This is a genomic window from Paenibacillus phocaeensis (genome assembly GCF_900021165.1).
GTDB lineage: Bacteria > Bacillota > Bacilli > Paenibacillales > Paenibacillaceae > Fontibacillus > Fontibacillus phocaensis.
On sequence record NZ_FCOQ01000006.1, the window covers coordinates 176,515 to 191,583 of the forward strand.

Consider the following 15,069-nt stretch of genomic DNA (forward strand, 5'->3'; position numbering starts at 1 on the left):
GAGCTAAGCGCAAGGGCGGCGCTCGGGGGCGTGAGTGCAAGAGCTGCGCTTGGGCTTTCGCGCTGTGCTAAGCGCAAGGGGCACACCGGGCCCGTGGGCTCTGTGCCAAAGGCAAGAGCAGCGTTCGGGGGCGTGGGCCCTGTGCCAGGTGCAAGCCCCAGCGCTCGAAGCCTTCCGCGCTGAGCTAAGCGCAAGGGGCACACCGGGCCCGTGGGCCCTGTGCCAAGGGCAAGGGCAGCTCTTGGCCCACGCCCTGAGCCAAGTGTATAAAGGCAGACAACGGCATAAACGCAAGTAGAACCAGCCCTCCCCGCTTAGCGGCGGGGGGCTGGTTTTTTGATGTGCCGCGTTGTGTGCGGTGAGGCGGTAACCGCGGGGCCTGGGCGGCGAGACCTGGCGCGGGGTGGCAGGCGGAGCGCGAGCCGAGGTATTTGTTGGGCGGAGCGCGAGCGTTGGCCTAAGCGTGCCACAGCGGAGGCGGCGAGAAGCGCGCTCTGGATGGGCGGGCCGCGCGGACGGCCCCGCCTCGGGGAAATAGCGGTAAAAAATCACCTTATTTCCGGTGATTTAGCGGTTTTTGAACAAATAGAGGTAAAAAATGGCCTTATTTCAGTCCGGCAGGAGCAAAGTCGCCCCATTTGGGGCTCCTGCGGAAAAATAAGGCCATAAAATACCGCTATTTTGTTCAAAAGGGGCTTTTTCGCGGAAATAAGGGTAAAAAATACCCTTATTTCTGCGAAAAAACCGCGGCCGGGCAGGGAGATGCCCGGAGCGCAAGCGCGCGCGGAGCAGGGGGCAGCCCACGCTGCCCGCAAGCCCGCGCGCTACCGCTCGGCCGGTGCCCCGGCCGGGCGCAAAACCAAGGGCCACGGGGCTCCCGCCCCTGGCCCTTGCGCGGTTACCGCGGGACGGCGAGAACTACGACGCCGACCCCGCGAACCTCCAGCCGTGCTCCGCCGGCTGGAGACGCGCCCGCTGCAGCAGGNTGCTCGCCGCCGAACCGGACCTCCCACGGTCCGAGGGCGGGCAGTTCCAGCGACAACGCGCCGGGCTGCGCGTTGTAGAGCACGTACAGGTGGCGGTCCGGGTCGCCACCGGCGTGGTCGCGCAGCGTGTACGCCACCGCGTGGGGCGGCGCTGCCTCAAAGCGCAAGTGCGCGCGGATCTCGTCCGCCGTCCGCAGGCGGAACGCGGGATGCGCCCGGCGCAACGCGATCAGGCTGCGCAGGTAGGACACATCGTCCTGGTGCGCAGCGCAGCGCTCCCAATCGAGCCAGTTGATCTCGATCGGCGATTTGTAGCTGTTCTCCACGCCGCCCTTCGTGCGCATAAATTCCTGCCCGGCGTGGAGGAACGGAAGGCCTTGGCTCGTCAGCACGATCGCCGAGGCGAGCCGGTGCATAGCCCGGCGCTCTTCCTCCGAGGCGCCCGGCGTGGACAGCTCGATTTTATCCCATAACGTATGGTTATCATGGCATTCCACAAAGTTCACCGACTGGATCGGCTCTACGGAAAATTGCCGGAGCTCCGCCCCATCATAGTCAATCCCCCCGACTACGCCGCGCTTCACGCCGTCCTCAAAGCCGTCGCCGCCGCTGATGAAGCCTTTCTTTTCAAAAATAAAAATATCGCCTTTGACCGCATCCCGCAGCCCGTCATTGAACATGCCGATCCCCGGCAGCTTCCCGGCGTTGTCCTGGTTGGCGCGGCGCTCCTCGGGAAGCACCGTCTCCATCCTCCAGCCTTCGCCAATCATCAGGATCGAAGGGTCAATCTCGTCCAGACGGCGGCGGATTTCATTCATCGTCTCGAGATCGATCAGGCCCATTAAGTCGAAGCGGAACCCGTCAATATGGTATTCCCGCACCCAATGGAGGATCGACTCCACGATATATTTCGTCATCATCGGCCGTTCCGTAGCGCACTCATTCCCGCAGAACGCCCCGTCCGAAAGCGTCCCGTCCGCGGTGTACCGCAAATAATATCCCGGCACCAGCCTGGTGAAATGGATCAGATACCCGTCGTACACATGGTTATATACCACGTCCATAATGACCCGGAGCCCGCGGGCATGCAGCGTCTGGACAAGGCGTTTCAGCTCGGCGATCCGTGCGGCCGGATCATACGGGTTCGTGGCGTAGGAGCCTTCCGGCACGTTATAGTTCTGCGGATCGTATCCCCAATTGTAATGGGGTTCATCCAGGCAGCTTTCATCCACGCTCTCCCGGGAGTAATCAAACACCGGCAGCAGCTGCACATGCGTCACGCCCAGCCCGGCGATATGATCAAGACCCGTCGGAATGCCGTCCGGCCCCCGGGTTCCTTCCTCTGCCAAGCCCAGGAACTTGCTCCTCTCCCGGATGCCGCTGCGAGGGTGAATCGACAGATCGCGGAGATGCAGCTCATAAATGACCGCGTCCACCGGCGATTCGAGCGGCGGCTTCACATCCTGCTCCCAGCCTTGCGGATCGGTGCTTCGTAAATCGAGGATCGCTGCCTTCTCCCCGTTAACGCCTACCGCTTTAGCGTAAGGATCCACCGCTTCATTCCACTGCTCGCCAACCTTAACCCGATACGTATAAAATACCCCCCGGCAATCTTCCTCTACCGTCAGCGTCCATGTTCCCTGTACATCCCGCTGCATCGGCAGCTCGTTGACCGCCGTGCCATCCCAAGTCTCATACATCACAACCTTCGCTTCGGAAGCGGTTGGCGCCCATAGGCGAAAGCGCGTGTGCTCCGGCGAATAAACCGCTCCCAAATCATCCCCCTCATAGACAAACCTCGCATCAAACGCAGGGTCAAACACCGAAATCCCGTCGGTGACCGCCAAATCTCCGTAATCGATGGTGCCTTGGTATTCTTTTTGTACGGACAACGTCCTCACTCCAATCCCGTCAAATTCGGCAGCACGTCCTCCGTATAAGCGCGAAGGATTTCGCCCACGCTCCAAGCCTGCGTGAAGCAACCCCGCCCGGTTAAGGCATGTTCCCCGTCAAAAATCTCGGCAATACCGCCAATACCGCCGTCATGCAGATGATCCTCAAACACGAGGCACATGTCCTTTGCCGTAAGTACAGCTTCCCGGCTGTAGCCATTCACTTTGCAATAAGCGGTGATGAACCCGCCAAGCGGAAAAGCCCACGTCGTTCCCATATGATAGGCGCCATCCCGGTCGATCAGCTTCCCGATGTAGCTCCGCTGGAAGCGGGGGTCCCGATTGGACAACGAACGAAGTCCGTAAGGCGTGTATAAATGCTGATACACCGTACCCACCACCGCCTTCTCCTGTTCCGGAGGCAGCATCGTAAACGGCAGCGATACCGCCCAAATCTGATTGGGCCGGATCGAAGGGTCATCCTCCAAGCCGCCGCCGTCTTGCGGCACATCCACCACATCGTACAGGCATTGATCCGCCCCATTCCAGAAGCGATTGCAGAATGATTCCCGCACTTTCTGTGCTAATTCATCATATGGTAGCTTTTCGTCAAAATGTTCCGCCAGCTGTGCCATGATCCGCAGCGCGTTGTACCACAGCGCATTGATCTCCACCGGTTTGCCGTGCCGCGGCGTGACGACCCATTCGCCAACCCGCACGTCCATCCAGGTGACTTGATCGAGGCCCCCGCCGGCACGGATCAGGCCGTCCTCATCCATCCCGATGGAGAAATCGGTGCCGCCTTGATAAGCGGCGATGATTTCCTTCAGCTTCGGATAAATTTTGTCGCGGATGAACCTGTAATCATCTTCCCCACCGGTATGTTTCAAATATTCATAGACCGCGTGTACATACCATAATGACGCATCTACCGTGTTGTACAGCGGCTCCTGTCCGTCGTCCGGGAACATATTGGGAATCAGTCCGCCCCGCACGTAATGGGCGAACGACTCCAAAATCTCCCGGGCCTCGGCAAACCGCTTGGTGGCCAGCGCCACCCCCTGGAATGCAATCATCGTATCCCGGCCCCAATCGGTGAACCAGGGGTATCCCGCCAGCACGGTTTTGAGTCCGGTAGACGCCCGATCCACGATAAAATGATCCGCAGCCTCCACCAGCCGGTCGGCCAGCCGATCGCCATATCCGGCCGTTTGCACAAGTTGGGCCATCCGATCGCGATATTCCCGCACGAGGGTAAAGCCGTCTTTGCTGTCCGGCGTCAACGCCTCGGTGGAGCACTTCAGATAGATTCGTTTGCGTTCGTAAGGCTCCACATGCACATGAATTTCGTAAGGGGTATAGTGATTATCGATGCCCAAAAAACCGTTCCGGTTCTCAAACGGATAATAATGCCCTTCTTCTATCAAATAGTTCGGCGTCGCCATCGTGACCGGCAGCGTGGAACGATCCTGGAATTCCCCTTCCGAAGCGAGGAATGAAATGGTAACTCCCGGCTCCCGTTCGGGTACCAGTTGCAGCAACCGCCCGTCCAGCCGCTTCTTGAACCGCAAATCCCCCTTCTCCGATACGTCTCCCGGCGAGCGGTAATTAAACAGGGGAACCAGCTTGATCCGCGCCGGCTCTTTGCCTCCGGTGATGTCATAACAAACCGCCACCGTATTATGGCCGTACTCCAGCGCAATCGTCTTGACGATCCGCACGTCTTCAACCTGGTAATCGTATTCCGGCACCGTGTCCAGCTTGAAGCGGCGCAGATAGTGTTGGCCGTTTTTTTGCCAATTGATATATTGTTGAGAAGTCAGATCATAACTGCGGCCGCCGATGTCCACCTGCTCCTGCGAGCGCGTAAAGACCAGCATCCGGTTCACCGGCGCCTTCGCGGAAGCCACCAAGTAGCCATGCGACATGCGGTAACCGCCGCCCGTTACGGAATGGTTGGCATACCCGCCGATGCCGTTGCCGATGAGCCACTCGCGTTCATTCCCTTCCTCTATCGTCCGCCAAGCGCTGCGTCCCAGCACGTAGGCCCGGTTGTTGGCGAGCGCTGTGCGCCCGGTATAATTCTCCGCATTTTCGTCTATCGTAAGCTTCGTATTCATAAGCCAAGCTCTCTCCTTCCACTTTTCTGGAGACGCGAGCAGCATTCAATGCAGCTAGGTCCTCTTTCTCCATAGTAAACGTTTACTTTCCCGTATGAGCAGGATTATATCACCGTTGCCAAGACTAGGTCAATCGTTTGCACAAAAAGGGAGGGGTACGCCCACTGAGACGTACCTGACCGCCTCGTATAGTTATTTTTACCGAGATTAGGACGATCCAGCACTGGCTCTTAATTAAAAAAAGTCGATCAGGTTCCCCTGACCGACTCCGCTTTTTCACCTGCGTATTACGCCGCCTTTCCCCCGATATACTCCAAATCCTCCATCATCAGCTTCGCGAAGCTCTCCTTGATGGTTAATCCGCTCTGGACATGGAGGGTGAGCTTCAACGCCTTCAGCTTGATCTCACGCTCCAGCTTGGTTTTCGCTTTTTGCAGGGAAGCCACATGGGCTTGCAGGCTGGTTGCCGTGCCTTTGGTTTTGAAATAGCCATGTGCCTTGCCCAAATCCACCAGCTCATCCAGATGCGCAATGTCGATCGTAACCTGGAACGTAAAATCCACCAACGCGGTATGTCCCGCAGCATCCGTTGCTTGAACCGTCAGCTTGTGCGTGCCGACCGCGAGCGAGAACGGAACGATCTCCGCAACCCCCGGGATCGCCCGGCCGTCAAGCCGGTACGCCGTGGATTTTGCCCCGCTGACCGCGTCGTTTACGGCGATGGCGAAGGGGACGCTGGAAGCGACTTGCAATACCTGGTTGTCTCCGGCGAACGTCACTTCCGGGGCCTGACGATCCACATTGATGTAGAGGATTTGGGAGGTTTCCTGATTTCCCGCCTGATCCACGGAGCGGTATTCGACCGAATATTTCCCGTCAGCCGCCAGCACCAGCGGTTCGGCATAGCGAACCCACTCCCCTCCGTTCACCCGGTATTCGGTCCGTTCCAGACCGCTGCCGCCTTCATCCTTTGCGTAAAAAGAGACCGTGACTTCCGTCTGATTATATACGTCCGCCCCTTCAACTCCGGCCACATCGCTTGATGTCACCGGAGCTGTCAAGTCCGCTTCCGCTTTACTGGGCACGACATGGGCCAGGGCGAGCGGCTTCAGTTGGAACGTTCCCCGGAATACCGAAGCGATTCCGCTGATATCCACGCGCGTCCCCGCCGGATACAACGCCGCAAAGGAATCCATCGTCACCCCGGTTCTGCCGTCGAAGCGGACCCGGGTCAAGCTGCCGTCATCACGGACGGCATAAAATTCAAAGGAACCGGCCGGTGTCGCGGCAACGACATCCCGTACCTCTACCTGGGTTAAGGTGATGAATTGCCCTTGGTTGGTGTCCGACACGGCATCCTGAACCTGCGGCTGCGGCAGCGGGGCCGTCCCCAGCTTCTCGATCAACACCGGATTCTCCAGCTCGACTTCCCCGTTATACAACGTTCGGGTTGCGCTGATGCGGATCAGATCGCCGACATGGTATCCCTCCGCCGTTTGAAAGACATAAATACCCGCTGTCTCGTCCTGCAAATAAAAGCCCTGGCCGCCGAAAATGCCCGGCTCGGAGGTGATGACCCCCTGGGTCGTAACGACCGCTCCTTCCGCCGCCCCGCGAACCTCGGCAATCGTGCTTGGCTGCGGCACCGGCGGGTGGTCGCCGGGCAACGGCTCGGCATCCACGTTTGCGATTTCCACCGGTTTCGTGATCTCATTGGCACTGCCCCGCTTCAAGCGCAAATTGGCGCTTGTTGCCGTTATCCCCGGCTTCAGCTGTACGGTCAGCTCCTTGGACGCATGCCCTTGCGTATCGCCCGTCAAGGAAAAAGCCGGGCTGTAATTATAATCCGACCAGTTGCCGTCCGTATTCAGGAACCGTGCAATCTGCTCGCCGCCGGCCAAATAGATGCCCACGCGTAAATCGGACACTGTCTGCCCCGGCGTCATGTCGTCCGCGGTCACGCGGATCTGGAATTCCTGCTGACTAGGCAACTGCGCTTGATGTACGAAGGCAAAGACCGGCTCCTTATCCGGCGCTTGCAACGAACCGTATGAACCCGGCTTGAAGGTTGCCGGATCATACCATTTATACCCGGGGGCCGGCTGCGACCACGGCTCCGGCTGCGGCTCGGTTGTAGCCGCCGGTTCCTCGTCCGCGCCCAGAAGAGTCGGCGCGTCCAGCGCAAGGCCCGGCACCTCGCTGAAGGAGGTGTAGTTCTCGTCGTGCGCCAGCCATTTCACCGTTTGCACCAGGAACAAACCATCGTCGACTTCCTGAAATCCGTCATAGGTCGTTTTCTTTTGCCCATTCTCCTCCCGCACGTATTGGGGTGTCGCATCCTCCACCGGCGAGGAATCGCCGATAAAGGCGGCTTTCCCGAGACCCCGCTTGGCGATAGCCGCATAAGGGCCCTCTGCCCGGCCACCGCCGTCATAGACGCCTTCATCAACCGCATTGCCCCACGCCGGTACGCCGGTCGGGACATAGACAAGTCCTTTGGCCTTCTGCGGATCGAGGATCGCCACCGTTGACCCGGCATGCATCGCGACCGCTTCCACCCCGGCGGTGATGCCAAACGACTGCGACGGATGGACAATATCCGTGGCGTTAACATCGCCCAGGGCATTGTAACGGAAACGAACGCCAAAGTTGTCGGCTAACCAGTCCGAGCTGCTCACCTCTTGCATCGCCGGGGAGCTTGCTTCTTCGGCCGACATGCCTTTAGCTGGGTTTTCATAAGCCCCGCGGCGATAGCCGTTAAATACCTCCGAGGCATCCCAGCGGTTTTTGTTGCGGTCGGCATTATAATGATCGGAGATGAAAAAGACCGCGCCGCCGTTTTCCACGTATTGCACCAGCGCTTCCTGCTCGGCGGCCTTAAACGGAATATTCGCCTCGGGGATGACAAAGACGTCATACGGCTGCAGCGCTCCATAGGTAATCGCCGTTTCCCCAAATGTGTACGGCAGCGGGCGGTCCAGCGACTCTACCGTAAAGCCGGCTGCTCGCAGCCCTGCGGCAAAATCGGAAAACGCGCCGTCGATAACCCAATCCGCTGCACCGGCCGTTTGACCATGGGCGTTGTCAAAGAGCACCTTCTTGCCGGTGCCGTCCGGGAGCTGCGGAACTTCGCCTGGATCCGGACCTTGACCGGGATCCCCGCCGGGATCCTCCCCGGGCTCCTCTCCCGGATCTTCCCCGGGTTCTTCCGGTTGGTTCTGCGATAAGGAAATGGCGGTTACGCTTTTTAACCCGGTAAAATTGTTGTACGCTGCCAGGGACCCCGCTACGACCACCGACTGCCCGATCAAATCCGGGTTGCTTTGCAGGCCAAACGCAGCTCTTAAGCCGGCAGGGACCTGCACGTCGATCAGCTTGGCCTTATCCCGTTCCCCGGCCGTATCGGCAATCAGAAAGTTGAAATCATTGCCGAAGGGAGCTTCGAAATCCGCGGTAAGCAATCCCGTCGCATGGCCAACGATGGTCCCCGTCACTTCTACCGTTTCCCCGTTGTTCCCCCTGGAGACCGCTTCAGCAACGCTGAGTGAAGCGGAAGCCGCCTGAAGGGATGACCCGTTGCTCGCCGGTCCTGCCGCAGGCTCCGCGGCTTCCCCCATCTGCGGGGCTTCCGCCTCCGGTGCGTAGGCCGGTACATCGATCCCTTGTACCGGCCCATCCGACATCAGCGGCGAATTCCCCGCATCCTCGACCGCATGATCGGATGCCTCTGCCGCCACCTGGGAATCCGCAGGCTGCGCTGCCGCCTGAGGTGCCCATCCCGGCAAACCGGTTACGACCAATGCACCGGCCAATAGCAGACCAAGCCATTTATTGCGCCAAGCGTTCGCGTTCCCCTTACTCATCAATCCTAGATACCTCCCCATGCGCTTTTTTGGACTACCTCCTCATCATATTTATTTTAAAATTGCAGATTATTTCCTCGTTGTAAAAATAATGTAAAATTATAATTTGCCCGTAATTTCTCTATCAACAAGTGCAAAAAAAGGCACGGCTCCTTCGACGAAGGTCCGTGCCTTTGGTGCATCTCTTATACAGCTCCCGCTTTCTCCATCATCCCGCGGGCGATCCATACGCCGGCCGCCCCGGCCTGAGCCAAGCCGCGCGTGATCCCCGCGCCGTCGCCGCCGCAGAACAGGCCGCCGATTTCAGTCTCCAGCGATTCGCTGAGCTTCGGCCGGGCCGAGTAGAACTTCGCCTCCACGCCGTAGAACAACGTATGCTCCGAGGCGATCCCCGGCGTCACCTTGTCGAGCGCCTCGACCATCTCGATCAGGCTTTTCATCGTATTGTACGGCAGCACCAGGCCAAGGTCACCCGGCACCGCTTCCTTGAGCGTAGGCTCCAGGAAGCCTTCGGCAATGCGAGCGGCCGTGGAACGGCGTCCGCGCAGGATGTCGCCATACTTTTGCACGATCACCCCGCCGCTCGACAGGTCGTTCGCCCGCTGGCAAATTTCGCGCGCATACTCATTGGGCTTGTCGAACGGTTCGGTGAACCGGTGCGAAACGAGCAGCGCGAAGTTCGTATTCTGCGAGCCCAGCGCCGGGTCCTTGTAGGAATGGCCGTTGGCCGCCATGACGCCGCTGTGGTTCTCCACCACTACATGTCCGGAAGGATTGCTGCAGAACGTACGGACTCGCGTGCCAACGGAAGTGTTATAAATAAATTTCCCTTCATACAAATGTTCGTTGATCTCCCGCATGACCACGTCGGAGGTTTCTACGCGGACCCCGACATCCACCTGATTGTTCGTCATCTTCAACCGGCGTTTCTTCAAGATGTCGGTCAGCCAAGCCGAGCCGTCCCGGCCCGGCGCGACCATCACCAGGTCGGCTTCATAGGTCTCGCCATTCTTGAGCGTGATGCCCCGTACCTGGTGGCTTCCATCTATTTTCTCCGTCAGGAGGTCTTCAACTTCGGCCTTGAACAGCATATCGATGCGGGTCTTCAAATATTCGTAAATGGACTTCAGGATCTCCAGATTCTGCTCGGTCCCCAAATGCCGAACCTGTGCCCGCAGCAGCTTGAGTCCCGCCGCATATCCGCGTTGTTCGATCTCCCGGACGGCATCGGTCATCGGGTCGGTGATGGCGGTTGTCGCTCCATGCTCCAAATTGATGGCATCAACGTATTGGATCAAGTCCAGCACCTTGGACGGCGCGATATAATCGCTCAGCCAGCCGCCAAATTCCGTTGTGATATTAAACTTCCCGTCGCTGTACGCCCCAGCCCCGCCAAACCCGGCGGTAATCGAGCAGGCCGGAAGGCAACCGGCGAATTCCTTACGCCCGGCCGCAGGCGGGCAAAGCGTAATCTTCTCCTCCAAAATCGGACAACGCCGGCGATAAATATCATGCCCCTTGTCCACCAGAAGCACCTTCCAATGCGGCGCTTTACGAGTAAGCTCATAACAGGCGAAAATCCCGGCAGGGCCCGCCCCCACCACAATGACATCGTATTTGCTCATCTGTATCCTCCTGAAGTTATATGAATTCGTGTAATCAACAAAAAAAATCCCGACCCCTCATAGGTATGCGAATGCACCCTATTCGTAGTCAGGAATTTATGGTTCCTTGTAGAGACCCTCAATCCATATTACTGAGGATATACGAATTTGATTGTTTGGCTGATGGATCAGTTATGATTTGAACAACCTGAGTATACGCGGAATAAACGGATAAGTCAATTCGAAATTTAAAAAATATTCGTATTTTAACCGATGGGAAAGATAAAAAAACAAAAATACGGGCATACATTGTGCAAAACACGAACATTCTAGCAAAAGATACAAGCGTTTTGCCTCCCGTGGAGATTCGCGTTTAGGAGAGGTTGTATTATATAATAGACCTAGCTTCATATCTTTATATTTAAAAATTGAGGAGTAGATGTATCGAATGGACAGTGACAGGCAATTGGTATTAAATTTATTTTTGGTCGTGATTCTGATCGCGCTCACGGCGTTTTTCGTAGCGGTAGAATTTGCGATCGTTCGCGTCCGGGGCAGCCGGGTTGATCAGTTGATTGCGGAGGGACGGAAAGGTGCCGTCGCCGTCAAACAGGTCACCTCTAATCTGGACGGATTTTTATCCGCGTGTCAGCTCGGGATCACGATCACCGCGCTGGGGCTTGGATGGCTTGGAGAACCTACGGTGGAGCGCATGCTGCATCCGTTGTTTCATAGCTTGGAGGTACCCGATGCGGTCGGCAGCGCACTTTCGTTTGTAATCGCGTTTGTGGTCATCACGTATTTCCACGTTGTTGTAGGCGAATTGGCCCCCAAGACGCTGGCCATCCGCAAAGCTGAGGACATCGCCATTCTTACGGCGAAACCGCTGATTCTATTTACGAAGGTCATGCGCCCTTTCATTTGGGCCTTGAACGGCTCGGCCAACCAACTGGTGCGCCTGTTCGGCGTGAAGCCAGCTTCCGAGCATGAAGAAGCCCACTCGGAGGAAGAGCTGCAGATTATCATTAACGAAAGCTTCGAGAGCGGCAAAATTAATCAAAGCGAATTCGGCTATGTGAACCGGATTTTCGCATTTGATAATTTGCTCGCCAAGGAAATTATGGTACCGCGCACTGACATGGTGTGTTTATATAAGGACAAGACGCGGCAGGAGAACCTAGAGATCATCCGGGAGCAGCAATATACCCGGTTTCCCGTGGTTGAAGGCAGCAAAGACAACGTCATCGGCATCGTGAATACGAAGCAATTTTTCCTGGCCTATGAAGGCAACCCGAACGTGGATTTCGCCGCTTTGCTGCAGCCGGCGATGACCGTGTCAGAGGTCACTCCGGTGAATGAGCTGCTGAAGAAAATGCAGCAGGAAGGCACCCATATGGCGATCCTGATCGACGAATACGGGGGAACGGCTGGCTTGGTGGCGCTTGAGGACATTCTTGAGGAACTCGTCGGGGAAATCCGCGACGAATTTGATAAGGAAGAGGAAGATCCGATCGTCCAGCTAGACGAGTCCCATGTGGTCGCCCTCGGTACGGTGACGGTGAACCAGATCAACGACGTGCTGTTGACCGAACTGAGTACGGAAGAAGTAGATACGATCGGCGGCTGGCTCTACGGGATGAACCCTTCGCTGGATGTCGGGGATACGCTGGAGCATGAGAATTTAACCTTCAAGCTGTTGGAGAAGGAGCCCCACCGTTTCAAGAAGCTCGAAATCGTCAAGCACGATGCTTAATGCTTAAGACAGGCAATAGGGAAAGCGCGAACGCAGAGGAAATCTCTGCGGCTCGCGCTTTTTTAGATTTTGGTCCTGGGGGTATGAGCAGGACGTTCTACATCGGCCAGCGCCGCCGCAGCTCCTTCACTTCCTCGTCTTGCGGCATCTCCTCGCCGTACCGCACCCGATAATACAGTCGAAGCAACGGGTTTATAGCGTCATCCGCGCCCTCTCGAACCCGGCTCTTCTCCCTTTCCGAAGTCTCCCCGCCAATAAGGAAGCGCCGTCTCCCGGATCTGGCTGCTTTGGTGATGTCAGCCTGCCGATCGCCGGTTGCCCGTCTCAGTTCATCTACCGTTTCCTGCGGCGTCAGATAGGGCTTTATCGAATACCCCTGCCCCTGCTTCTCCCGCAAAAACAAGCAGTATAAATAACGGACTCTTTCCCGGTTATCCTTCATTTCCTCCCAACGTTCCGGAGGTTTCCCGGCACGCCGCAAGCGGGAGCCGAACCGGCGCCACCCTTGCAGCGCGGACTCCCAAGTGAACAGGCTTGTCTCCTCATCGCGGAAGGCGGCTTCTTCTGGTGCGGCGCTTTCCCGACGCAGCAGGGACAGCAGGCGGTCGATCGCTTTGCGCCAGATTCCGCCGGCGTTCCTGTAGAGCCAATACAGGGCGAAACCCAGCAGTGCGGCAATGAGCAGGCCGCCGGAAATATAGAACGCATAATTTAAGATCCGCGCCAGCAAATCCGAATCCTGGGATTCCACCGACAGCATCGGTTCAGGCGGCAGAATTCCCGCTTCAGGCTCTTCTAACGGCGGAGGCGCGGGCTCCTGCGGGCGGGTTAACCAGCGCACGACCGCTTTGAGCATTCCCCACAGCAGGCCGCCGATCCAGCGGCCAACGCCGGCGGCAAGCAGCAGCGCGATCGCGATGATGACGCCGACGAACAGGCGGTTATGGCGGCGTAGCCCGGCGGGCAGTCGTTCGCCCGTTTCACCGGTTTGCGAGCTGTAGCGCAAATACTGGTGGTTGGTCACAAACAGCGCGGTGGCCAAGCAGAACACGCCGGCCCAGGTGATCAACGGAGCGCTCCTTTGGAGCTCCTCGATTCGCGGATACAGGATTCCCGCCAGGAAATAGAGGCCTAGCCCGGCCCAATACAGCCGGAAGCTGCCCTGGCGATTTTGGACCGTCATCCCCTGCAGCGAGCAGAACACACCGGCGGCCAGCAGCGCGGCGGTTTGCAGCAGTTGGACGACAGGGGCCGTTCCAGCGGTTGGCGCGCTCCCGAAGCCTAGCGCTCCCGCGCCCCCGGCCCAAGCGAAGGCGGCCGCGGCATAGGCCACGCCGAGCGTAAGGGCGGCCGCCCCGCGCTGCCACAGCTTGCGGAGACGCGTCCCGAGCAGGACGCCGGCCAGCGACAGCAGCGGGAGCAAAGCGAGCCCCGCTGCCGGGAATTCCGGCGGCCGAAGGAACACCGCGAACAAAATCCAAGCCGGCAGCAGCAGCACGTATTCCATAAGGCAAGTCAGCCAAAATCGCAGTATATGCACAAGGGAAGCGGATTCATTTTTACCGTCCCTTAGGGGTTCGTCGGCGTCTCCTCCCTTCCCCTGGAGCTTGAGGTTCTGATCCCTATATTCGCTCCTGTCGTCCATAACGTCATCCCTCCCGTGTTCCCTCCGCTTGCATCGGCCGTCTTCCGATCGTACGGAAGCTCTTCTATCACTAGCTTCATCATACCACAGAGGAGAGCCCTGCGGATGCGGCGCCGTGAGCTCCGGGCAACAACGCAAACCGAGAAACCCCGCTCTTCAAGCAAGAGACGGGGAGGATAGGAACCATTCTAGATCGCCGATGTTTCGCTGTAGCTGGTTCGCTGAACAAGCAGGGGTTTTTTTCGCGCTTCCGTTTCGAATTCCGTCATCTCCAGCAGCCCGTCGTACAGTGAATACCGGGGTTCCCACCAGAGAATGTCCCGAGCTTTGCCGTTATCCAGCACGCTTTGTTCGATATCTCCCGACTGGGCGGGCCGAAACTGCGGCTGCACATTGCGGCCGGTGATCTCTTTCAGCATCCCCAGCGCCTCCAGGAGTGAGATGCCGCGTCCACTGCTCACATTGAGGACTTGATTGCCCGCACATCGCAGCGCCTGCACGTTCGCCTCCGCAATATCTTTGACATACACGAAATCCCGTGTCTGAAGGCCGTCCCCGTACACCTCCAGGGGAAGTCCCGCGATCATCCGCTCCACGAACGCCGTCAGCACCCCGTCCTCACCGGAGCGCCGTTCCCGAATCCCGTACACATTGGCATATCGCAAAATGGCGTAACTGAGCCCGTAGCGGTCGCTGAACGATTGGATATACATCTCCGAGACCCGTTTGGATACGCCGTAAAAAGACAAAGGCTCTGTTCCGTCCGACTCCTGGATCGGCAGTTCGTCCGGATCCCCGTACACTGCTGCCGATGAAGCGAATACGATCCGCTGCACCCCGAAACGGACGCATTGCTTCAACACTTGGATCGTCCCCAGGATGTTCGTCTCTGCGTCAGCCGTAGGGTTCTGCAAGGACCGGCGTACGCTCGTTTGAGCCGCAAGGTGGATGACCGCATCCGGGCGTTCCTCGGCAAAAATCGCTTCCAGCTCCTCCGACACAATGTCCGCCGTATAGGAAGTGACCCGTTCGTCCTTTTTCTGCACATTCCCGATCGTTGCGATATCGACTACCACCACTTGCTCCCCCTCGTCCAACAGCCGCTTGACCGTGTGACGGCCGATAAACCCCGCTCCACCCGTGACCAGCACCTTCATCGTCTCGACTCCCCTATTCCCAAAAAATATCGGCGTTTGCCCCGTTTCA

7 protein-coding genes and 1 riboswitch are annotated in these 15,069 nt (G+C 58.0%); of the genes, 1 reads left to right on the forward strand and 6 read right to left on the reverse strand.

Features of this window, described 5'->3' with window-relative positions; translation table 11 throughout:
- Positions 1–898: 898 nt before the first annotated feature.
- From pulA to BN3795_RS01325, 4 genes are all read right to left on the reverse strand, one after another.
- Positions 899–2,887, reverse strand: a complete 1,989-nt coding sequence (gene pulA, locus BN3795_RS01310; RefSeq protein WP_456319959.1) for a type I pullulanase — start codon at positions 2,885–2,887, stop codon at positions 899–901.
- Positions 2,884–4,998: an amylo-alpha-1,6-glucosidase gene (locus BN3795_RS01315; RefSeq protein WP_110944925.1), complete on the reverse strand. Its 2,115-nt coding sequence runs from the start codon at positions 4,996–4,998 to the stop codon at positions 2,884–2,886. Before BN3795_RS01315 ends, pulA begins: the two co-directional genes overlap by 4 nt.
- A 287-nt stretch (positions 4,999–5,285) precedes the next feature.
- Entirely contained in the window at positions 5,286–8,861 is a 3,576-nt protein-coding gene (locus BN3795_RS01320) for a DUF6359 domain-containing protein (RefSeq protein ID WP_068782940.1), read from the reverse strand.
- 185 nt (positions 8,862–9,046) lie between these two features.
- Positions 9,047–10,486 (reverse strand): NAD(P)/FAD-dependent oxidoreductase, encoded by a 1,440-nt coding sequence (locus BN3795_RS01325; protein ID WP_068782941.1) that lies wholly within the window; start codon positions 10,484–10,486, stop codon positions 9,047–9,049.
- Between the two features lie 65 nt (positions 10,487–10,551).
- A riboswitch (purine riboswitch) is annotated at positions 10,552–10,651 on the reverse strand.
- 262 nt (positions 10,652–10,913) lie between these two features.
- Between BN3795_RS01325 and BN3795_RS01330 the strand changes: the two genes are divergently transcribed.
- Positions 10,914–12,218, forward strand: a complete 1,305-nt coding sequence (locus BN3795_RS01330) for a hemolysin family protein (RefSeq protein ID WP_068782942.1) — start codon at positions 10,914–10,916, stop codon at positions 12,216–12,218.
- A gap of 97 nt (positions 12,219–12,315) precedes the next feature.
- On the opposite strand, the gene BN3795_RS01335 is transcribed toward BN3795_RS01330, so the two are convergent.
- Positions 12,316–13,863, reverse strand: a complete 1,548-nt coding sequence (locus BN3795_RS01335) for a DUF4129 domain-containing protein (protein ID WP_068782943.1) — start codon at positions 13,861–13,863, stop codon at positions 12,316–12,318.
- A gap of 188 nt (positions 13,864–14,051) precedes the next feature.
- Positions 14,052–15,020 carry an NAD-dependent epimerase/dehydratase family protein gene (locus BN3795_RS01340; RefSeq protein ID WP_068782944.1) on the reverse strand — a complete coding sequence of 323 codons (969 nt, stop codon included), beginning with the start codon at positions 15,018–15,020 and terminating at the stop codon, positions 14,052–14,054.
- Between the last annotated feature and the right edge of the window lie 49 nt (positions 15,021–15,069).